This window comes from Cyanobacterium sp. Dongsha4 (assembly GCF_036345015.1).
GTDB lineage: Bacteria > Cyanobacteriota > Cyanobacteriia > Cyanobacteriales > Cyanobacteriaceae > PCC-10605.
In genome coordinates, this window is the sequence record NZ_CP084098.1 from 2,586,803 (window position 1) to 2,607,207 (window position 20,405).

The 20,405-nt window shown below is 34.1% G+C and carries 19 protein-coding genes; 9 read left to right on the forward strand and 10 right to left on the reverse strand.

The window, feature by feature from the left end:
- Positions 1 to 15: 15 nt before the first annotated feature.
- Positions 16 to 2,655 carry an ATP-dependent chaperone ClpB gene (clpB, locus tag Dongsha4_RS11260; protein WP_330202483.1) on the reverse strand — a complete coding sequence of 880 codons (2,640 nt, stop codon included), beginning with the start codon at positions 2,653 to 2,655 and terminating at the stop codon, positions 16 to 18.
- 248 nt (positions 2,656 to 2,903) lie between these two features.
- Here clpB and Dongsha4_RS11265 point away from each other — a divergent pair, with 248 nt between their 5' ends.
- A complete protein-coding gene (locus Dongsha4_RS11265) occupies positions 2,904 to 3,290 on the forward strand; it encodes a hypothetical protein (protein ID WP_330202484.1) in 387 nt (128 codons plus the stop codon).
- 1 nt (position 3,291) lies between these two features.
- On the opposite strand, the gene Dongsha4_RS11270 is transcribed toward Dongsha4_RS11265, so the two are convergent.
- A complete protein-coding gene (locus Dongsha4_RS11270; protein WP_330202485.1) occupies positions 3,292 to 3,699 on the reverse strand; it encodes a Fur family transcriptional regulator in 408 nt (135 codons plus the stop codon).
- 164 nt (positions 3,700 to 3,863) lie between these two features.
- On the opposite strand from Dongsha4_RS11270, the gene hemB reads away from it, so the two are divergent.
- Positions 3,864 to 4,838, forward strand: a complete 975-nt coding sequence (gene hemB, locus Dongsha4_RS11275; protein ID WP_330205426.1) for a porphobilinogen synthase — start codon at positions 3,864 to 3,866, stop codon at positions 4,836 to 4,838.
- A gap of 230 nt (positions 4,839 to 5,068) precedes the next feature.
- Here hemB and Dongsha4_RS11280 read toward each other — a convergent pair whose 3' ends face one another.
- The 4 genes from Dongsha4_RS11280 to Dongsha4_RS11295 all read right to left on the reverse strand — a co-directional run bounded on the left by Dongsha4_RS11280 (position 5,069) and on the right by Dongsha4_RS11295 (position 8,466).
- Positions 5,069 to 5,752, reverse strand: coding sequence for a GUN4 N-terminal ARM-like repeat domain-containing protein (locus Dongsha4_RS11280; RefSeq protein ID WP_330202486.1), 684 nt, complete (start codon positions 5,750 to 5,752; stop codon positions 5,069 to 5,071).
- Positions 5,753 to 6,004: 252 nt separating this feature from the next.
- The gene (locus tag Dongsha4_RS11285; RefSeq protein ID WP_330202487.1) at positions 6,005 to 6,766 is read right to left on the reverse strand and encodes a TIGR00297 family protein; all 762 of its coding nucleotides are present in this window, start codon (positions 6,764 to 6,766) and stop codon (positions 6,005 to 6,007) included.
- 88 nt (positions 6,767 to 6,854) lie between these two features.
- Positions 6,855 to 7,400 carry an adenylyl-sulfate kinase gene (gene cysC, locus Dongsha4_RS11290; RefSeq protein ID WP_330202488.1) on the reverse strand — a complete coding sequence of 182 codons (546 nt, stop codon included), beginning with the start codon at positions 7,398 to 7,400 and terminating at the stop codon, positions 6,855 to 6,857.
- Between the two features lie 220 nt (positions 7,401 to 7,620).
- The gene (locus Dongsha4_RS11295; RefSeq protein ID WP_330202489.1) at positions 7,621 to 8,466 is read right to left on the reverse strand and encodes an alpha/beta fold hydrolase; all 846 of its coding nucleotides are present in this window, start codon (positions 8,464 to 8,466) and stop codon (positions 7,621 to 7,623) included.
- 249 nt (positions 8,467 to 8,715) lie between these two features.
- Here Dongsha4_RS11295 and Dongsha4_RS11300 point away from each other — a divergent pair, with 249 nt between their 5' ends.
- From Dongsha4_RS11300 to Dongsha4_RS11330, 7 genes are all read left to right on the forward strand, one after another.
- A complete protein-coding gene (locus Dongsha4_RS11300) occupies positions 8,716 to 9,138 on the forward strand; it encodes a YeeE/YedE family protein (protein WP_015219732.1) in 423 nt (140 codons plus the stop codon).
- 99 nt (positions 9,139 to 9,237) lie between these two features.
- Positions 9,238 to 9,660: a DUF6691 family protein gene (locus tag Dongsha4_RS11305; RefSeq protein ID WP_330202490.1), complete on the forward strand. Its 423-nt coding sequence runs from the start codon at positions 9,238 to 9,240 to the stop codon at positions 9,658 to 9,660.
- Between the two features lie 192 nt (positions 9,661 to 9,852).
- Complete coding sequence (locus Dongsha4_RS11310) at positions 9,853 to 11,871, forward strand: ATP-binding protein (protein WP_330202491.1); 2,019 nt, start codon at positions 9,853 to 9,855, stop codon at positions 11,869 to 11,871.
- A gap of 7 nt (positions 11,872 to 11,878) precedes the next feature.
- Positions 11,879 to 13,714, forward strand: coding sequence for a two-component system response regulator (locus tag Dongsha4_RS11315; protein ID WP_330202492.1), 1,836 nt, complete (start codon positions 11,879 to 11,881; stop codon positions 13,712 to 13,714).
- A gap of 104 nt (positions 13,715 to 13,818) precedes the next feature.
- On the forward strand, positions 13,819 to 14,394 hold the full coding sequence (locus Dongsha4_RS11320; protein WP_330202493.1) for a TerD family protein: 576 nt from the start codon (positions 13,819 to 13,821) through the stop codon (positions 14,392 to 14,394).
- Between the two features lie 138 nt (positions 14,395 to 14,532).
- Positions 14,533 to 15,129 (forward strand): TerD family protein, encoded by a 597-nt coding sequence (locus Dongsha4_RS11325; protein ID WP_330202494.1) that lies wholly within the window; start codon positions 14,533 to 14,535, stop codon positions 15,127 to 15,129.
- 175 nt (positions 15,130 to 15,304) lie between these two features.
- Complete coding sequence (locus Dongsha4_RS11330) at positions 15,305 to 16,834, forward strand: serine/threonine-protein kinase (RefSeq protein ID WP_330202495.1); 1,530 nt, start codon at positions 15,305 to 15,307, stop codon at positions 16,832 to 16,834.
- Positions 16,835 to 16,836: 2 nt separating this feature from the next.
- Here the strand turns inward: Dongsha4_RS11330 and Dongsha4_RS11335 are convergent, their stop codons facing one another.
- The 4 genes from Dongsha4_RS11335 to Dongsha4_RS11350 form a co-directional block, all read right to left on the reverse strand.
- A complete protein-coding gene (locus Dongsha4_RS11335) occupies positions 16,837 to 18,186 on the reverse strand; it encodes a HAMP domain-containing sensor histidine kinase (protein WP_330202496.1) in 1,350 nt (449 codons plus the stop codon).
- 260 nt (positions 18,187 to 18,446) lie between these two features.
- Positions 18,447 to 19,229 carry a sulfite exporter TauE/SafE family protein gene (locus tag Dongsha4_RS11340; protein WP_330202497.1) on the reverse strand — a complete coding sequence of 261 codons (783 nt, stop codon included), beginning with the start codon at positions 19,227 to 19,229 and terminating at the stop codon, positions 18,447 to 18,449.
- 21 nt (positions 19,230 to 19,250) lie between these two features.
- Positions 19,251 to 19,592, reverse strand: coding sequence for a rhodanese-like domain-containing protein (locus Dongsha4_RS11345; protein WP_330202498.1), 342 nt, complete (start codon positions 19,590 to 19,592; stop codon positions 19,251 to 19,253).
- A 69-nt stretch (positions 19,593 to 19,661) separates the two neighbouring features.
- A complete protein-coding gene (locus Dongsha4_RS11350) occupies positions 19,662 to 20,360 on the reverse strand; it encodes an MBL fold metallo-hydrolase (protein WP_330202499.1) in 699 nt (232 codons plus the stop codon).
- Between the last annotated feature and the right edge of the window lie 45 nt (positions 20,361 to 20,405).

Below are 20,405 nucleotides of genomic sequence, written 5' to 3' on the forward strand. Positions count from 1 at the left end.
ATTACTCGTTACTGATTACTCATTACTTTTCTCCTCTTTCTTACTAAATACTAAATGATCTTTCTCAAAACTAACTAACACCGTATCCCCTTCCGTAAAAGTCATTTCTAAGATTTTCGTAGCCAAAGGATTTTCTAATTCCCTCTGTATTGCTCGTTTTAAAGGGCGTGCACCATAGATAGGATCATACCCCACATTTACAATGTAATCCTGTGCCTCTGGGGTTAACTCAATGGCAATTCTTTGTTCACTCAACAGATTCTCAAGGCGTTTGAGTTGTAAAGTAACAATATGCCTTAACTCCTCTTTCTTCAAGCCATGAAATATAATTAAATCGTCAATGCGGTTAAGAAACTCAGGGCGAAAATGCTTTCTTAATGCCACTAATACCTTATCTTTCATCGGTTCATAGTTGTTATCATCCCCTGCTAATTTGAGGATGTATTCACTACCTATATTTGATGTCATCACAATAATCGTATTGCGGAAATCCACTAAACGCCCCTGACTGTCGGTAATTCTACCATCGTCTAACACCTGTAAAAGAATGTTAAACACATCCCGATGGGCTTTTTCCACCTCGTCTAACAATACCACTGAATAAGGGCGACGGCGTATTGCCTCCGATAATTGCCCTCCTTCTTCATAGCCTACATACCCCGGCGGTGCGCCAATGAGACGGGAAACTGCGTGTTTCTCCATGTACTCTGACATATCAATTCTGACCATTGCGTCTTCAGAGTCAAACAAGAAACCTGCTAAAGCCCTTGCTAATTCGGTTTTTCCGACCCCTGTAGGTCCCATGAACAAAAATGACCCGATCGGGCGATTGGGGTCTTTCATACCCGCCCTCGCGCGTCTAATGGCTGCTGAAACGATGGATACCGCCTCGGTTTGTCCGATCACTCTTTCATGAAGATGGGATTCTAATTCGAGGAGTTTTTGTCTTTCGGTTTCTAAAAGGCGATTAAGGGGGATTCCAGTCCATCCTGCCACGATTTCTGCTATATCCGCTTCGGTGACATCTTCCCTCAACATGGCATTGTCTTGGGATTGAATTTCGATTAATTTCGCCTCTTTTGCTTCGATGTCTTGTTGTAAAGTCTCTAGTTTGCCATATTTGAGTTGGGCGGCAGTATTTAGATCATAAGCCCTTTCTGCCTGTTCTACTTGCAAACGCAATTCTTCTTCTTCTTCTTTGAGGGCGTTAATTTCGTCTAAAAATTCTTTCTCGATTTGCCATTGAGATGACAATTCCCTCTGTTTCTCCTTCAATTCCTCTATTTCTTTGGAAATGCGATCGAGGCTTTCAAGGGTAGCTTTATCGGTTTTCTCCTCTCCAGATAAAGACAGTTTTTCCATCTCTAACTGCATCAAACGGCGATCGAGGTTTTCCAATTCAACGGGTTTAGAGGTAATTTCCATCTTTAATTTAGCCGCCGCCTCATCCACTAAATCAATGGCTTTATCAGGTAAAAAACGCCCTGTTATATAACGATGGGATAAAGTTGCCGCCGCCACCAAAGCAGAATCGTTGATTTTCACCCCGTGATGGACTTCGTAACGCTCTTTTAAACCCCTTAAAATAGAGATGGTATCCTCAACACTAGGTTGCTTGATATAAACTTGCTGAAAACGCCTTTCAAGGGCTGGATCTTTTTCGATGTGTTTCCTATACTCATCAAGGGTACTCGCCCCAATACAACGCAATTCTCCCCTTGCTAACATGGGTTTGAGGAGGTTTCCAGCATCCATCGCTCCTCCTTCCCGTGAACCTGCACCGACTACGGTGTGTAATTCATCGATAAATAAAATAATTTGTCCATCGGAGTTGATGACTTCTTTTAACACACCCCTCAATCTTTCTTCAAATTGTCCCCGATATTTCGCCCCTGCGATTAAACTACCCATATCAAGGGAAATTAGTTGTCTATCTTTGAGGGAATCTGGTACATCACCGTTAACGATTCTTTGGGCTAACCCCTCGGCGATCGCAGTTTTTCCCACCCCCGGTTCACCAATCAAGACAGGGTTATTTTTGGAACGTCTGGACAATACTTGAATGACTCTACGCACTTCTTCATCCCTACCGATAACGGGATCAAGTTTTCCTGCTCTGGCTTCTTCCGTCAAATCTCGTCCAAATTTAGTTAAAGATGGTTCAGATTCGGTTTTTTCGGTCTTTTCTTCCGTTTCTGCTTCCATTTTCTCGATTTTAACTTTGAAATCTCTTACTTTCTGTTCAAAGTCTTGGGGATCGAGGTTGAAACTGCGTAAGGTTTTTTTACCGATTCTTTGATCATCTGCAAAGGCAACCAATAAGTGAGAAACACCGATATATTCATCCTGCCAACTAATCCGACAATTCTCGGCGCGATCGAGCATTAAATCCAAACTACGACCTAAGTATAACTGATCCACGCTATACATTCTCGGTTGACGGGTGGCAAAGGTTTGTAATTGTTTTTGCAACCTATTAATTTCCACATTCGCCTTTTGGAATATTTGTACAGCGATGGTATCTTCTGCTAGTAAGGCAAGGAGCAAATGTTCTACTTCCAAATTCTGGTTTTTTAACTCCTTACAAATCTCCTGCGATCGCACGATCGCATCCCAAGCAATTTCAGTAAACTTATTTGGATCAGTTGGCTGCATTTTATGTCAATTATCGGTTTTCACAAATCTAATTATTAATCTTTTTTAACATAAGTGTCAAAGGTTATTTGACCTCAGTTCGGTTTTAGAATATCGGATAAGGGTAGGTTTGACGGTTGCAGGTTGCCTCTTACCGTGTGCATCGTTACCCATTACTCATTGTCTTTGCCCTTTTTTATTTCCGATTTCAGCAGATAATGCTAAAGTGGAGGGAGTATATTTTTTTAAAGTACGGGGAATAAATTTTAGTGAAACCGAACTTTAACAACAGAATAATTAATGTTAATGACTCTGGACTGGGTTGCTTACTCACCTTAGTAATAGTTAGCCTATTATTGGGAGCAGTGGGTTTACAATGGGTTGTTAACAGCTTTTTAATTCTCATCGCTTTTTTAATTATTAGTCCTGTTATTGCTTTTTGGGGTTTTCGTTGGTGGTTAAAAAGAAATTTAGTAGAGGATTCATGCCCTGTCTGTAACTATACTTTTACTGGCTTTAATAATACTGATTGTCGTTGTCCTAATTGTGGCGAATCTCTCCGAGTAGAGTCTGGAAAGTTTATAAGAGAAACTCCACCCGGTACAATTGACGTGAAAGCAGTAGATGTTGATGTTTCTGGAAATAATAACGAGTAATTTAAGAGAATTCTTTTTCCTGACAGGCTTCACAAATTCCAAAAAACTCCAAAGTGTGATAGTACAACTTAAAGTTTTGAGAAGAACACCACTGATTAAACATATCATCTACGGGACATAGTTTCTGCTTTAAAAGAAAAGACTCTCCACAATTAATACAATTAAAATGATGTGTGTGATGGTGATTGTCACTAATTAAAGAATATAGAGATTCGCCGTTTAAACGATTTCTTTCTTGAACAAATCCCTTGAGATGTAAAGTTTTAAGAGTTCTGTAAACCGTTGCCAAACCTATTTTTAACTTACTTTCTCTTAATTTTATATATAATTCTTGTGCTGTAATTTCTTGATTAATAGATTTTAGTATTTGCAATATTTTTTGTTGATTTTTAGTAAGTTTAATAAGCATTTTTTGTTGATTATTTTAGTCGCTAAATAATAGATTTTAGGTAATTTTAAATACTTTTAATACTTTATCATTCTTAAGAAAATTTCTTTCAATCGTTTTTATGGTCAAAAATTGTCTTCATTCTGTTAATATTTTATGATAATGATTATCATTTTATTAAAATGCTGTTATATCGTCCTCGTCGTTTACGTCGCACAGAAGCACTACGATCAATGGTGCAAGAGAATCATCTCACGGTGAATGATTTAATTTATCCTATCTTTGTCATGGAAGGAGAAAACATCAAACAAGAAATCCCCTCCATGCCTAGTTGTTATCGCTATTCCCTTGACTTATTATTAAAGGAAGTACAAGAAATTTATGAATTAGGTATCGGTGCGATCTCACTTTTTCCTTTAATAGAAGAAAATAAAAAGGATAACGAAGGAAAAGAGAGCTATAATCCAGAAGGATTAGTACAACGTACAGTAAAAGCCATTAAAACCGAAATTCCCCAAATAACGTTAATTACCGATATTGCCCTTGATCCTTACTCTATTTATGGTCATGATGGTATCGTTAAAGATGGAGAGATATTGAATGACGAAACCGTAGAAGTATTGGTAAAAATGGCATTATCTCACGCCGAAGCAGGAGCGGATATGGTTGCCCCTTCGGATATGATGGATGGTAGAATTGGAGCAATTAGACAGGCATTAGATAAAGAAGGGTGGATAAATACAGGAATCCTCGCCTACTCAGCAAAATACGCCTCAGCTTATTATGGACCATTTCGGGATGCTTTAGAATCTGCCCCCCAATTTGGAGATAAAAAAACCTATCAAATGGATTATGCTAACAGGAAAGAAGCCATTAAAGAAGTGGCTTTAGACATCAAAGAAGGTGCAGACATGGTAATGGTAAAACCGGCTTTAGCCTATTTAGATATTATTAGACGGGTGCGAGATTATACTAATTTACCCGTAGTTGCCTATAACGTTAGTGGCGAGTATGCCATGATTAAAGCGGCCAGTCAACAAGGTTGGATAGACGAAGATAAAGTTGTGTTAGAAACTCTTATCAGTATGAAAAGGGCAGGTGCGGATTTAATCTTAACCTATTTTGCTAAACAAGTAGCCCAAGGGTTAACTCAAAATTAGGTTAATGTAACCTGAGTGCAGGATAAATTTTCTCCGTCATGATGACAAAAGGGTAAATCCCCCTTTATCTCACTGAAATAGGGGTAGGGCAAAAGGCAAAAGTTTTTAATTAACTTCCCTCTAATACCCCAACACCTCAAAACCCAAATCCCCCAAAACCCTCACACCTGTAACCTGATACTTGTTTTAGGGATAATTTATCATATCCAAAGTAAGAGAGCCATAATAATTTATTTTTGCCATGCAGGATGAGAAAGTAAAGCATCCATAACTCTTACACCCCGGAGTTGATTGGATAAGGGTAAATGCCCGATGGGTGCAGATAAATCCCAAATGAATTCTTGAGGATATTTTGTCCATTTATTACCGCTTTTCCATTTTAATTTAGTCCAAAGTTGACTATAATCTTTGCCTAAAGATAACCATAATTGACGTTGAATTTGATAACCAAATTTGCCTTCAGAGTAGGTTTGCCAAAGAGTATCAATCGTTAACAAATCCGTTTCTGAGAATTTTTCTACTTCTGTGAAATATACCCATTTCCTTCTAATGGCTGTTTCTCCAGCTAATTCACAAAGTTTTACTCTGGTTAAAGTATCTGCTTCTTGATATTTTTTTCCTATCAATAATATTTGTAATTCACTGTAATCAATATTCTTTTCTGAGGATAATTGAACGATTCCTTGAGGAAAATGTTGATTTAAAAAGGTCTCATTTTCTGAATTATTACTATGTTTTAATACTTGATATATTTTTCCTTTTAGTGGTGATATTTCTTCTGGATTAGATAATAAAAAATCTCTTAAAAATTGGTAATTTTCTTCTCCTTTTTCAACAATCTCATCGATTAAAGCTATTTTATTTTTATCAGAAGTTTTAGTAAATTTATCTTTAAGGGTTTCTAATTCATTCATTGTTGATTATTTATTATTTTTAAATATTATTTTTAAGATAATTGCTACTATCTCTAATTCAAGATTCAATTTTGAATAATGACTAATAGTTTTTTATATTTTTAGAAATTAGTTAGATAGTTATTATAATTTTATGAGTTAAATAAAAAAGCAATAATAAACTAAATTTATCAATTATTATTTTTTCATCTTTACCATTTTACCATTATGATCTTGGGAAAGAAAAGGAGAATTGAGGTGAATCTTTAATAATTAGGTAAAGGTGACATGATAAAGAAACAATAACATAGTGGCAATAACTGCACCCAGAAAAGTATTAATAATATTGACAATTTCATTGGTTAACCAATCTATTTTTTCCTGTAAAGTTGCCCCGATAACGCTTTCTAGGTTAGTAGCGATGAAAGCTGAGATAAGACATATAACAATACCAATCGGATTGATTAAATTAGTAAGATAACCTAAAAGTGCGATCGCACCACTAGCAATTATACCAGCTATCGTACCTTCTAAACTAATTGCCCCTTCTGTGCCTCTAGCCACTGGCTGTAAAGTAGTAATTAAAAAAGTGCGTTTACCGTATGCTTTACCAATTTCACTCGCGCAGGTATCGGATAACTTAGTAGCAAAACTAGCTACATAAGCGATGAGAAAAAAATCACCCCCAGAATCGGTGAAACCATAACCTAAAGCACACACAAAGGCAATCAAAGCACTGCCCCATACATTTTCTACACTCCTTACTCCTTCTCTTTTTTCGGCAATTCCTTCCGCCATTTTCTGTGCCATGCCTACTTTAGTAATACCAGAGCCTACTAAAAAATAGAACATAACGACAAGATACCCCTGCCATTGAAGACAACCCCAGACAACTACTCCTAAAATCCAAGCATTGAGATAACCCATAACTGTTAGTAACTTTTTGGGGAGCAAAAGTGCGATCGCTAGTAATATTGTATTAATAGTAATCCCCAATAGCCATGGGTTTTGCAAAATCAAGTTAATGATATTCATTGTTTTATTCTCAACCCTTAATAGTATTTACCTAACACCCTAATTCCTAAGCTATTGTCAAATTTTGTGTTTACAAATTTATTGACTCTTAAGCACTAACTGGTTGAGAAAGATAACCTAATTTTTCTAAACCTTGTAAAACTTTGTTAACGCTTTCGTCTAATTCTTCAAGATCTGTGCGACACTCAATTTCAGGATTAGTAGGAGGTTCATAAGGGTCACTGATACCAGTAAACATCTTGATTTCACCTGCGCGGGCTTTTTTATACAATCCTTTAACATCCCTATCTTCACAGACGGCAAGAGGTGCATTTACGAAAACTTCAACAAAGTTACCTATTTTAGCCCTAACTTCTTCTCTGATAGCACGATAGGGAGAAATAGCAGAAACAATTACGATTACACCATTACGGGTTAATAGTTGAGAAACAAAACCTATACGGCGGATATTTTCGTCTCTATCTTCTTTACTGAATCCCAATCCTTTGGTTAAATTAGTACGTACAATGTCACCATCAAGTACTTCTATTTTATAACCTTGTTCTCTTAATTTTGCCTCTACTTGTTTACTAATGGTTGTTTTACCCGCACCACTCAAACCAGTAAACCAAATTGTTGCACCCTTATGTTCCATATTTTTCAATAGTATTTTTGTCTATAAGTTAATATTCTTTTGAGTATTGTACAAGTGCCTGTTACTCCAGACAAGAAATAAATGATAATGGGGTGTTAGGGCATTGGGGGATTAGGGAGATTTTTGACTTGCAGATTTTAAGTAACAATAATAAAATCTTGAAACAATCAATATCTAGTTATAGATTATAAAAATCTATTTTTCTTGATAAATTTAGGGCTTATTTTCTACTACCTAAAAAATTGATTATCAAAGGTGATATTTCTTCGGAAAAATGTTCTTGAGGATAGTGTTTTGCTTCTGGTAATGGTGTTAATTTTAGTTTATTATTTGTTTTAACTAAGTTTTCTACAGACTCAATTTCTAACCAAGGATCTTCATTTCCCCAAATAATTAAACAAGGTTTTTCCCATGTTTTTAAAGCTGTTTCTATTTCTTTTGTTGTTTGTTTTAATTGTAAATTTTTGACTATAGTTACTAACATTCTTCCTGCGGCGGATGAGGTAACAATGGGTTTTCTATATAAGGCCAAATTATTATCAGAAATAACAAATCCTGAACCTTTTTCTAAGGTGCGATCGACAATTAAGGGATCTTGTGTTACCATATCTCCCAAAAGGGGAAATCCGCATTGGGCAATCTGCCAAGGTAATTTTGCCTCAGTCGTAATGGGGGCATTTAATATTACTAAATGGTCTATTTTTTCGGGATATTTAAGAGCGTATTGAATGCCAATTGTTCCTAGAAAACCTTGAATAATTAAGGATACTTTTTCTAATTCTAACGTTTCAATAAAATCTTTTAAAGCCTCAATAAAATTATCTGGTTTGTAGCCAAATTCTCTTTTTTCTGGGATGTCTGAAAATCCCCATCCTAACCAATCAGGTGCGATCGCACGATAGCCATATTCTGCTAAACTAGGCATTATTTCCAACCAACTAAAACTTTGAGAGAATAAACCATGTAATAAAATTACTGGAACTTTATTATTCTCTTGGGGAGGTAATATTTCCCGATAAAACCATTCAAAATCACCGACTTTAATTTTATTTTCTTGTATTTTCACAGATTTTTGTTAATTGTTAAATAGTTTTTAAACAAATTACAGCATTTGCCGTTGTAAGATTAATTAAACTATTTTTTGTTCTTTTACTCAAATTTTTCTTACTTTCAGAAGCTATTGGGCAAAGGGTAAGAGGCAAGGGGCAAGAGTGTTTAATTAACTTCTCCCTAATACCCCATTTCTTCCTAACACCTCAATCAGACTATAATAAATATTGTTATAAAGTTATATGATTAATTAATTATTGGTATTATGACGATCGCATCTAGTTGGATTTATGGATTAATGGGGGGTATTCTCATTGGAGTAAGTGCCAGTATTTTACTCGCATTTAATGGGCGTATTGCAGGAATTAGTGGCATGATTAACGGAGTATTGGAATTTTCGCCGACTCAACGATGGCGTTGGTATTTTTTAGGGGGAATGATTGCAGGGGGATTTATTTATGAGTATATTTTACCTCTTCCCTCCACTCCTGCTTCTGGTGTCGCTGTTATTCCCATGATTTTAGGCGGTTTATTAGTTGGTTGGGGGACAAGAATGGGGAATGGTTGTACTAGCGGTCATGGTGTTTGTGGTTTAGGTAGGTTATCGATGCGATCGCTTGTATCAGTTATTAGTTTTTTGGCATCAGGAATGATAACTGTTTATATCACTAGACATTTAATCAATTAGAGTAATTTAGTCTATCTTTTCTTCATTCATCACCTCGTTTTCTATTTCCATCAGTATTTTTATTGTCTTACTAAATATAACTAAAATTAAATTGAAAAAATGATGAAAAAACAAAGTGTAATTGCCCTAATTAGTGGATTATTATTCGGTTTAGGATTAAGTATTTCTCAGATGGTTGACAGAGAAAGAGTACTAGGATTTTTAGATGTGGCAGGTAAATGGGATGCAACTTTAATGTTTGTCTTGGGAGGTGCAGTAGGAGTAACTTTGATTACTTTTCGTTTTATTCTCAAATTCAAACACCCTCTTTTTGAGCAAAAATTTTATTTGCCTAGCCGTCAGGATATTGATCTAAAATTAATTTTAGGAGCAGTTATTTTTGGTATTGGTTGGGGTATTGGCGGTTATTGTCCCGGACCTGCTGTTACTTCCTTAGTACAATTGAGTATCAACCCGATTATTTTTATTATTGCTTTTATTATCGGCTCATTAGGATATGAAAAAATTATGGGCAATGAGTAATTAAAACAAGGCAAAAAGCAAAGAGTAAAGTTAGAAGGGTAAGGGGCAAACTTCCCTTTATTCTCCCTAAATAGGGAGAAGGGCAAAAGTGTTTAATTAACTTCTCCCTAATACCCTAATATCCCAAGCCTCTACTTCCCCAATCCCTCAATACTCCAACATCAAAATCTCTTAATCCTCTAGTATCCGCTTATGGAAAGTAAATTACTGCGAGTCGAACGTTTATTGAAAGGAGTTGCTGATGCTACAAATTATTTACTCACAGTAAAAGATTATAATAAGGGTATTAATCAGGCTTTAGATACTTTAGGAAAAGCAACAAAAGTCGATCGCATCTATATATTTAATGTACATCCTCATCCTCAATGGGATAAACCTGCTTATAGTCAATTATGGGAATGGGTAGCCGAAGGAATCACCCCAGAAATAGATAATCCTTACTTACAAAATATGCCTTTTGATGATTTTATACCCCGTTGGTATAACATACTTTTATCGGGTGACACAGTAGCAGGAAATGTAAGAGATTTTCCCGAATTAGAAAGAATTGTTCTTCAACCTCAAGGTATTTTATCTTTATTAGTTGTACCTATTCTTATTAAAGATGAATTTTGGGGTTTTGTGGGTTTTGATGATTGTCATAGTGAACGAAATTGGACTGAAATTGAAATTTCTACCTTAAGAGCGATCGCAGGTAGTATTGGGGGTATAATTGCAAGAAGTCAAGCTGAAAAAGAATTACAAAATCTTAACCAAGAATTAGAAAAAAGAATTGAAACTAGAACCCAACAACTATTAATAGCAAAAGAAGAAGCCGATAAAGCCAATCAGGCAAAAAGTGAATTTTTAGCAAGAATGAGTCATGAATTACGCACTCCATTAAATGGCATTTTAGGGTTTTGTCAACTACTCAATAGAGACGAAAATTTGACTTATTTACAAAGAGAAAACTTAAAAATAATTAATAGTAGTGGAGAACATTTACTTAACCTAATTAATGATATTTTAGAATTAACTAAAATCGAAGTGGGTAAAATATCTCTTAATCTTGCTGACTGTGACTTGGATAAATTACTAGACAGTTTGAGGGATATGTTTTATCTTAAAACCTCAGAGAAAAATTTAGAGTTAATAATTATCCGTGATATTGATATACCAAATCATCTTCGCTTAGATGAAAGAAAACTCAAACAAGTATTAATTAACCTAATTCATAATGCCATTAAGTTTACTAACCAAGGAAAAATTAGCATCAAAATACAATCTATAAAAGATAATCAAAATACAGAAAAAATTAATCTATTATTTATAGTAGAAGATACTGGAGTAGGCATTGCCCCAGAAGAATTAAAAATTATTTTTGAACCTTTTGAACAAACACAATTGGGAATTAAATCTAATCAAGGAAATGGTTTAGGACTTTCTATTTCTAAAAATTTAGTTAAATTAATGGGAGGAAATTTACAAGTAAAGAGTAGCTTAAATCATGGTTCATCTTTTTATTTTCAGATTCCAGCTACCATTATTCAAACAAATAAAAATGTATTAAATCCTTCATTTAAAAATAAGTTAAATTTAAAAGCATCTCCAGAAAAGAATAAGATTTTAATAGTAGAAGATATAGAAGTAAATAGCCAATTTTTAATCAAATTATTAACTCCTATGGGCTTTGATATTTCCGTAGCGGAAGATGGAGAAAAAGCCCTTAATATGTGGGAAAAATATTTACCAGATTTGATATTAATGGATATACAAATACCTATTTTAAGCGGTTTAGAAGTCACACAAATTATTCGAGAAAAAAAAGACTTACCTCAACCTAAAATTATTGTTGTTTCTGCTAGTGCCTTTGCTAATGATGTTGAAAAAGCTACTTGTAAAGGTTGCGATGATTTTGTCATGAAACCTATTGTTGAAAATATATTACTAACCAAAATAGCTCAACATTTAGGTATTAATTTAGACACAAACACATCAGTTAATGACACTAAAGAAAGTTTAGACGTAAAAGAAAAACTGATCAAAAACACTTTACAAAAAATGCCATCAGAATGGATTAATAAATTAAATAAAGCCGCAAAAGAATTAAATAGAGACAAAATATCTCTACTTCTTCAGTTAATTCCTTCTGAATATGATCCACTACTAAAAATATTAAATAAAATGATAAAAGAGTATGATTTTGAGCAAATAATCAGGCTAACTCAATAAATTACCAATGAATATGTTACCCCAGCAAAACTCATTAGGCAGTATTTTAATTGTTGATGATGTTTTAGAAAATCTTGATTTATTATCACAAACTTTGACTTCTCAAGGTTATCAAGTGCGTTGTGCGAAAAATGGTTATTTGGCTTTGATGAGTATTAAACATGAATTACCAGATTTAATTTTACTAGATATAAAAATGCCCGGGATGAATGGCTATCAGGTTTGTCAAAGTTTAAAAGAAAGTAATAAAACGAAAGATATACCGATAATTTTTTTGAGCTCTGCCGACGAAATACAAGAAAAAATACAAGCCTTTGCTATTGGGGGAATAGACTATATTACAAAGCCTTTTGAAGTTGCCGAGGTATTAGCCAGAGTTGACACCCAAATGGGTTTGTTGAGGACAAGATTAGAATTAAAACAATTAAATCAAGAGTTAGAAGAAAGGGTAAAAATAAGAACTGATGAACTAGAAAGATTAAATCAAGAGTTACGGCTAGAAAATGAGGAAAGAAAAAAAATTCAAGAAAAGTTGATTTACGATGCTTTACATGATTCTTTGACTAATTTACCTAATCGCAGTCTGTTTATTGACAGAGTTAAGATGTTAATTCGTCATTGTCATCGTTTTCCCGATTATCAATTTGCTATTTTATTTATAGATTTAGATCGTTTCAAATTAGTTAATGATAGCTTAGGACATCACGTAGGCGATCGCCTTTTGATTTTTTGTGGACAATTATTCCAACGCTGTATAAGAGAAAGTGATACTGTTGCCCGTTTAGGAGGGGATGAATTTGGTATTTTACTAGATAATATTAGCGATGTTACCCATGCCATTGAGACAGCAGAAACTATCAAAATGCAGTTGAGTAAATCATCTCCGTTGTTTAATCATCATTTTAGCCCTTCCGCCAGTATTGGTATCGTTATTGGTAATTATCAGTGTCAAAATGCCGCCGATTTATTACGCAATGCCGATATAGCCATGTATCGAGCCAAAGAAATGGGGAAAGCTAGATACGCCATTTTTAACCAAGAATTACATCAACAAGCTATCCAACGTTTAGAAATAGAAAGCGATTTAAAAAAGGCACTGGCATTCAACGAGATGCGGGTATATTATCAACCAATAGTTGAATTGAAAACAAAGCGTTTGAAAGGATTTGAATGTTTAATTAGATGGCAACATCCAAAAAAAGGTTTAATTTCACCCCTAGAGTTTATTCCCATCGCCGAAGAATGTGGCTTAATTTCTTCTCTGGGAAATTGGGTATTACAAGAATCCTGTCGTCAATTAAAGCAGTGGCAAACAATATATAATCATCACTCAGAATTAAGCATCAATGTTAATTTTTCTCCCAAACAATTTGAAGATATTAATTTACCCCAAACAATTCATAATGTGTTACTCAACAATGAATTAAAATCTCATCATCTCAACATAGAAATTACGGAAAATGTTTTTTTGTCTAACAACATTACGGTGAGTAAAATTTTAAGCCAACTGGATAAGTTACGAATACCCATAAGCCTAGATGATTTCGGCACGGGTTACTCTTCTCTTAGTTATCTTCATCGCTTCCCCATTAGTGTTATTAAGATAGATGGCTCATTTATTCGACAAATGCAAAACCATAACAAATATTTAGAAATAGTGAAAACTATTACTACTTTAGGACATACTTTAGGGATGAAAATTATTGCCGAAGGAATTGAAACAGAGAAACAACTGCACACACTGCAAGAATTAGGATGTGAATTTGGTCAAGGATATTTTTTCGGCAAACCCCTTCAAGCCTCTGTCGCCGAGAAATTAATTCAAATATCTAACGAAAATTAAAATTAAACTTATGTAACTCGATCGCATCTTTATAAGAATGATTGCATAAAATGAAAAATGGAGACTGATATATAAAAAGAAACCACAAGAGAAAAACTTAAATCATGGCAATTTCATTACAAAAAGGGCAAAGAGTCTCACTAGATAAAGTAGCCCCCGGATTAAATGCGGCTTTCATTGGCTTAGGTTGGGATGTAAATACAACAGATACAGGAGGAGATTTTGACTTAGATGCCTCTGTTTTTCTGCTCAATAGCAATGAAAAGCTAATTTCTGACCAGCATTTTATCTTTTATAATAATCTCACCAGTCCAGACCCTGAAAAGTCCATTAAACACATGGGAGATAATCTCACAGGAGAAGGAGACGGAGACGACGAAGTTATTATCGTTGACTTAAGAAAAGTACCAACAGATGTCAACCGCATAGCTATAACTGTAACTATTTATGATGCAGATAAGAGAAAACAAAATTTTGGTCAAGTTAGAAACGCCTTTGTCAGATTAGTAAATGTAGAAACCAAAGAAGAAGTTTTACGCTATGACTTAGAAGAAGATTTTTCCACAGAAACCGCTTTAATTATGGCAGAAATTTACCGCAAAGATGGTGAATGGCGCATGAATGCCGTTGGGGCTGGTTATCAAGGAGGCTTACAGGCTTTACTCAATCGTTATCAATAGGAAGCAAGGGGCAAAGTAAAAAGGGCAAGGGGCAAAGGTGAAAGTTGATAATTAAGAATTAGTTTTTTCCTAATACCCCAATACCCTAATACCCTAACTCCTGACTTCTACTTATTACTTAATTATTTATTAATCATCATGGGAATTAATTTACAAAAAGGACAAAGAATTTCACTAAAAAAAGAAGCCCCTAAATTAGAACAACTAATGTGTGGTTTAGGTTGGGATGTAGCCAAGAAAAAAGGCGGTTTTTTAAGTGGTTTATTTACCACAGATTTTGATTTAGATGCTTCCGTTTTATGTTTGAACCAAGATGGTAAAATAAAATCAAATAGTGAAATCGTTTTTTTCGGCAATTTACGTCATTATTCTGATGCGATTAATCACATGGGAGATAATCTAACTGGAGCAGGAGAAGGTGACGATGAGCAAATATTAGTTAAATTACCTTTGATTCCTAAAAATATTCACAAATTAGTTTTTGTGGTTAATATTTATAATGCCCTCGAAAGAAATCAGGATTTTTCTCAGGTAGAAAATGCCTTTGTGCGTCTGGTTAATTTAAGCAATAATCAAGAAATTGCTCGTTATACCCTCTCTGGAAATGGTTATCAAGGAAAAACGGGAATGGTTATGGCCGAAATTGCCCGTGTAGATGATGATTGGGAAATGACTGCCAAAGGCGAGGGTTTTCAGGTAAAAAGTTTAGGTGATGTGATGAAACTTTATAGTTAATAATGAATAATGAATGGTTAATGGATTCACAAGGGCAAAGGGCAAGAAGCAAAGATAAATAGTTGCTAATCAAGAATTAAAAACTCCGAACCCAGAACTCCGAACCCAGAACTAGTCTTCCCTAACACCCCAATCTCTGAAACTATTATTTCTCAAATCCTAATTCTTAAAATGTATGTTTAAACCTCTATCTGATTTGGTTAAATCTTTCGGTAAAGACTCTGGCAATTTATTGGCAAATCGCTATCAGTTAGTTAGTCAAATAGGTAGGGGTGCAATGGGGCAGGTTTATAGAGCGATCGATACTCAATCAGGTGACAATCTTGTTGCTATTAAATTTTTGTCTCAAGCCCTATTAGATGATAAGATGCGTTTTCGTTTTGAAAATGAAGCGAAAATAAGTGCTTTATTAGGGGAGCAAAGTCAGCATATTGTTAGGGTTAAAGATTATGGAATTAGTGAAAATCAAGTTCCTTTTTATGTAATGGAGTATCTTGAAGGGGATGATTTAGATAGCCTCATTAAGAAAAAAACTATTTCTGTTGGCAGATTTTTATATTTAATTAAGCAGATTTGTTTAGGATTAGAATGCGCCCATAATGGTATTTTAGTCAATGGAGAATTAGCCACTATTATTCACCGTGATATTAAGCCTAGTAATATTTTCTTAGCCAAGACTGGAGAAGGGGATGTTATCGCTAAAATTCTCGATTTTGGTATTGCTCAAATTCAAGAACCACAACAGGGTTCAACTCAACAACGTTTCATGGGTACTCCAGAATACTGCTCCCCTGAGCAAATGGCGGAAGAAGAGTTACAGCCTACTTCAGATATTTATAGTTTGGGCGTATTAATGTATCAAATGTTAACCCAAAAAACTCCTATTACTGCAGATGGCAAAACTTTTCAGGCATGGTTTAAGGCACATCATGAGAATATTCCAAAGCCTTTACCTAGTTATTTGGCGTTACCTCCTGAGTTACATGATTTAGTGATGAAATGTCTATCTAAGTCAAGATGCGATCGCCCTCAAAATATAGGTGAAATTTTAAAGATTATTACACCTTTAGAGAGAGAATATAATAAAAAAAATAATTCTGAAATTAATAGTAATCCTGATTCCTTTGCGAGAAGAAAAACAGTATTTAGTGAAAATTTACCGTTACTAACTGTTTATGCTCAAAGTAGTTGGCCTAAAGATAAACCTCAGAAAAAAATTGTTTTTCCCTGTTTAACAGAAGCTCAAGAAGGTAATTTTTCCAGTTTATGGACTATGTTAGAGTCAGATGAAGTTAATCGTTTTATTCCTAAATCAACTTTTTGTTTTAATCATTTTCTATTTCAATTAAGCCCTCATCCGATGATTCTATGGGCTAATTTATTATATCGCCGTAATTATGAGCCTAAATGGCTACCTTGTTATTTAGATTTAAAAACAGAAATTGGTTCTCAAATAGTTAACAATTTAATCAGTAAAAATCTCTACTATATTCTTTTATTTGAATTAGGAAAACCTCATAAATATAAGCAATTATTAACAGTAAAAATTAATGACGATAAAGCTCAAAAAATAGAACAATTTTTAGGAAAAATTACCCCTTCTCCGTCTTCTAGCTCTCAAGCACAAATAAGCAAAATCGCCTTGAAAAAACAGTTTGAATCTGTTAAAGATACTATTATTGCGGCAATTAGTCGCAGTAAATAACCTCAGTTGATTAAACAAGGAATAGTGACGATAAAATTACAACCCTCATTTTCTTTACTTTCTACCTTGATTTTTCCCTGATGATTTTCCACAATAGCAAGTGCGATCGCAAGTCCTAATCCTGTGCTAGAATTACCAAAACTATTATTGCTACGAGCAGAATCTCCCCGATAAAATCGCTCAAATAAATGAGATAACATCGATTCTTTGATACCAACGCCATTATCTTTAACTTCTACTTGATGATAAATTTTTTGATGTTTTTTATAACTGCTTAATTGTACTTTAATTACTAATTTTTCTGATAAATTTTTATCTCCTTTACCATGAATTATGCTATTACTAATTAAGTTGGTAAATAGACGATTTAATTGAGTCCAATCACCAATAATAGTATAAGGTTCATTATTTAATTCTTGCCAGTTTATATCACTATCTAAAATATCAAAAAGTAAATCTATATTACTATTATTAGCAATAATTTTCTGTTCTTCAATGACTTCTAATAATAAACCATCTAAAGGTATTTCTCCAAAATTATAATTAACAATGCCACTATCATTTCTAGCTAAAAATAATAAATCATTGACTAAATTATTTAATCTTTCTGTTAATCTATCTAAAATTTTTAACTGTTTTTGTTGAGTATTAATATCTATATCTGGATAGGATAATAAACTTTGAATATTCGTTTTAATAGTCGCTAAAGGATTACGCAATTCGTGAGAAGCATCCGCCGTAAATTGTTTTAAACTTTGGTAAGAATCTTTAACTGGTTGAATAGCAATACCTGACAAAAACCAACCAATAGCGCCGACACTAATAATTAGTAATATAATGCCCAAACTCAAATCAACTATTAATTGTTGAATAGGTTTAACCACATCAAATAAAGGGTGACTTACTCGCAAATATCCTAAAACATAACGCCCTTTTTCAATCCTTTTCGTGATTTGACGTAATAAGTAATCATCAGAAATGCGGATGGTTTTTCCTCCAGAGTGAAAAGAAAGAGGAATTGGTAAAGGTTTTTCTAAAGTTTCCCATAGTAACTCACCATTAGGACTAAACCATTCTAAATCAATATGATCATCTTCTACTTGATTAGTGGCATGAGGATGTTGATAAAAACTTTTGTCTAAATTAACTCGATACTTTCCTTCCGCAACTGCTATTTCTTCTATTACTAAAGATGGTTCAACTATTTCAATAACGTGTTTTAATGTATCATCAATACGATCTAACAAAGTTTTATAAACATATCCATAAATACCTGTGGCAAAAATAATTAACAAGATTGCAGTAATACTTGTGTACCAAATGGCTAAACGACGACGAGTGGCTTGAAACAAAGCAATAAGGAATTAAGTAATTAGGAGTTGACGAAAAGGTATTTTGACAAAGGTAGGCAAAAGGCGATGGGCAAGGGGCAAATCCCTCTGTGTTTCCCCTTAAAAGAAACCCCCCTTTATCTCTTCTCTTGAGAGAGGAAGGCAAAAGTGTTTAATTAACAATAACTTTAACACCTACAACCGTCAAACCTGCTATCTGTCATCTGAAACCTTTTTCAAGAAATAGTTTATCATAATTACTGTGTGAAAGAATTTTAATGTTATCTTGCAATTAAGATAAAAACTGCAACTACTAAGACAAAGTAACCGAAGGCTTTTTGTAAAGATTTTGCCTCTATTTTTTGACCTAATTTTGCTCCGACAATAATACCTAAACTAGCAAATAAGCTAAAAGTTATCATTACAAACCAATTTAATTCTACCTGATTTAAGTAGCCAAAAAAAGCACTGGCGGAATTAGTGGCAATAATTAAAAGAGATGTTCCAACTGCTTCTTTCATAGGAATTCCCCCGACTAATACTAAACAGGGAATGATTAAAAATCCTCCACCTACTCCGACAAATCCTGTTAAAATACCAACTCCTAATCCTTGAAAAGTTGTGAGAATTATTTTTTGATAAATGTTATTTTGATAAATGATTTTTTCTGAATTTACTTCTTTATTAATTTCACTTTTTTTACCGCTTTTTTTTATCATGAAAATACTGGCTAGTAACATAATTATTGCAAAACTAACCAGTTGAATAGTATCAGTAATAAAGGGTAGAGTCGTTATTTTTGATCCTAAAAAAGCCCCTATCATAGCAGGAGGAATAAAACTAACTGCAACGGGTAAATTAACATTCTTTTGTTGCCAATGGGGTATTAAACCAACTATACTAACTATTCCAACTATAAATAGACTCATGGCGATCGCTTCTTTTGCTGTTACACCTACTACATATTTGAGAATAGGCACAGCTAAAATCGAGCCACCGCCACCAATTAAACCGAGACTTAAACCAACTAAAACTGCTAAAAATAAGGCGATTGTATAACGCATATCACAAATAAAATATTTAGGTTACAACTCAACGGGAAGATGATGAGATTGCCACCCCAAAATACCTCCTTCTAAATCAAAAACAAATTTTTTACCCATCGCAATCAATTGTTGTGCCACATCACCAGAGCGTTTTCCAGAACGACAATAAATGACTAAATTATCCTGTTGGGCAAGATTATGTAATTCTTGGGTAGTTAGTAAAGAAGTAGGCTTGAGTAATGCTCCAGTAATATGTCCTTGCTTATATTCTGATAATTCTCGGACATCAACTAAAGTAACAGATTCTTGACTTAACTTAGCGTATAATTGTAGAGGCGAAATCAAAATGATTTTTTCTTTTTTTACAGGAATACAGACCATTTTTCCTCCTGATTGATGAGTAGAAAGATTCGTTTTTTATTACTACTTGAAAATTATTGTTTTTAATGATTAAACTAAGCTAGGAATATTACCACATTGTTGATTTGCGGGGATAGCTTCCATGATTTTAGTCGGATTAGGTAAATTTAGATTATTCATAATCTCGACAAATTCCGCTTTGTTTTTATGGGCAATCCGAGGATTAAACTGTTTTTCTTCCTTAATAGTTGACACCATTTGCCCTCGATAATCATGACCGGGATAAACTAAAGTATTATCTGGTAAAGTAAAGAATTTTTCCGTAATAGACTCGTACAAATCCCCCGCATTGCCACTCTGAAAATCAGTTCTACCACAACCTCTGATAAATAAAGCATCCCCTGTTAAAAGATGAGTACCATCTACTAAATACGCAAAATGACAATCTGTATGTCCGGGAGATGCGATCGCTTTTATTTCGATTTTGCCCACCTTAAGGACTTCTCCATCGAGAATGTGTCGATCGGCACAACTAACCTTAGCTTTTTCAGGTACTATGCCAATACAATGGGCTAATTGTTTCAATTTACCAGTACCCGTAATATGATCCGCATGAACATGGGTTTCTAGGCAAAAAATTAAATTTAACCCCAATTCTTTGATTAACTGAAAATCACGATCAACTTGTTCTAAAACAGGATCAACTAAAACCGCTTCCTTGCTATCCTCGTCGGCAATTAAATAAGTATAAGTCCAAGTATCCTGATCAAATAATTGACGAAACAACATAATATCTTAAGTTATTTATATTGATTATATGACCATTCTACTATC

Bases quoted from the DNA above. Each gene is read 5' to 3' on its own strand.
- Dongsha4_RS11305 (WP_330202490.1), top strand. From the start codon at position 9,238: ATGATGAAAAAACAAAGTGTAATTGCCCTAATTAGTGGATTATTATTC.
- Dongsha4_RS11270 (WP_330202485.1), bottom strand. From the start codon at position 3,699: ATGCTTATTAAACTTACTAAAAATCAACAAAAAATATTGCAAATACTA.
- clpB (WP_330202483.1), bottom strand. From the start codon at position 2,655: ATGCAGCCAACTGATCCAAATAAGTTTACTGAAATTGCTTGGGATGCG.
- Dongsha4_RS11285 (WP_330202487.1), bottom strand. From the start codon at position 6,766: ATGAATATCATTAACTTGATTTTGCAAAACCCATGGCTATTGGGGATT.
- Dongsha4_RS11310 (WP_330202491.1), top strand. From the start codon at position 9,853: ATGGAAAGTAAATTACTGCGAGTCGAACGTTTATTGAAAGGAGTTGCT.
- Dongsha4_RS11300 (WP_015219732.1), top strand. From the start codon at position 8,716: ATGACGATCGCATCTAGTTGGATTTATGGATTAATGGGGGGTATTCTC.
- Dongsha4_RS11340 (WP_330202497.1), bottom strand. From the start codon at position 19,229: ATGCGTTATACAATCGCCTTATTTTTAGCAGTTTTAGTTGGTTTAAGT.
- Dongsha4_RS11345 (WP_330202498.1), bottom strand. From the start codon at position 19,592: ATGGTCTGTATTCCTGTAAAAAAAGAAAAAATCATTTTGATTTCGCCT.
- Dongsha4_RS11325 (WP_330202494.1), top strand. From the start codon at position 14,533: ATGGGAATTAATTTACAAAAAGGACAAAGAATTTCACTAAAAAAAGAA.
- Dongsha4_RS11280 (WP_330202486.1), bottom strand. From the start codon at position 5,752: ATGAATGAATTAGAAACCCTTAAAGATAAATTTACTAAAACTTCTGAT.
- Dongsha4_RS11350 (WP_330202499.1), bottom strand. From the start codon at position 20,360: ATGTTGTTTCGTCAATTATTTGATCAGGATACTTGGACTTATACTTAT.
- cysC (WP_330202488.1), bottom strand. From the start codon at position 7,400: ATGGAACATAAGGGTGCAACAATTTGGTTTACTGGTTTGAGTGGTGCG.
- Dongsha4_RS11330 (WP_330202495.1), top strand. From the start codon at position 15,305: ATGTTTAAACCTCTATCTGATTTGGTTAAATCTTTCGGTAAAGACTCT.
- Dongsha4_RS11320 (WP_330202493.1), top strand. From the start codon at position 13,819: ATGGCAATTTCATTACAAAAAGGGCAAAGAGTCTCACTAGATAAAGTA.
- Dongsha4_RS11315 (WP_330202492.1), top strand. From the start codon at position 11,879: ATGAATATGTTACCCCAGCAAAACTCATTAGGCAGTATTTTAATTGTT.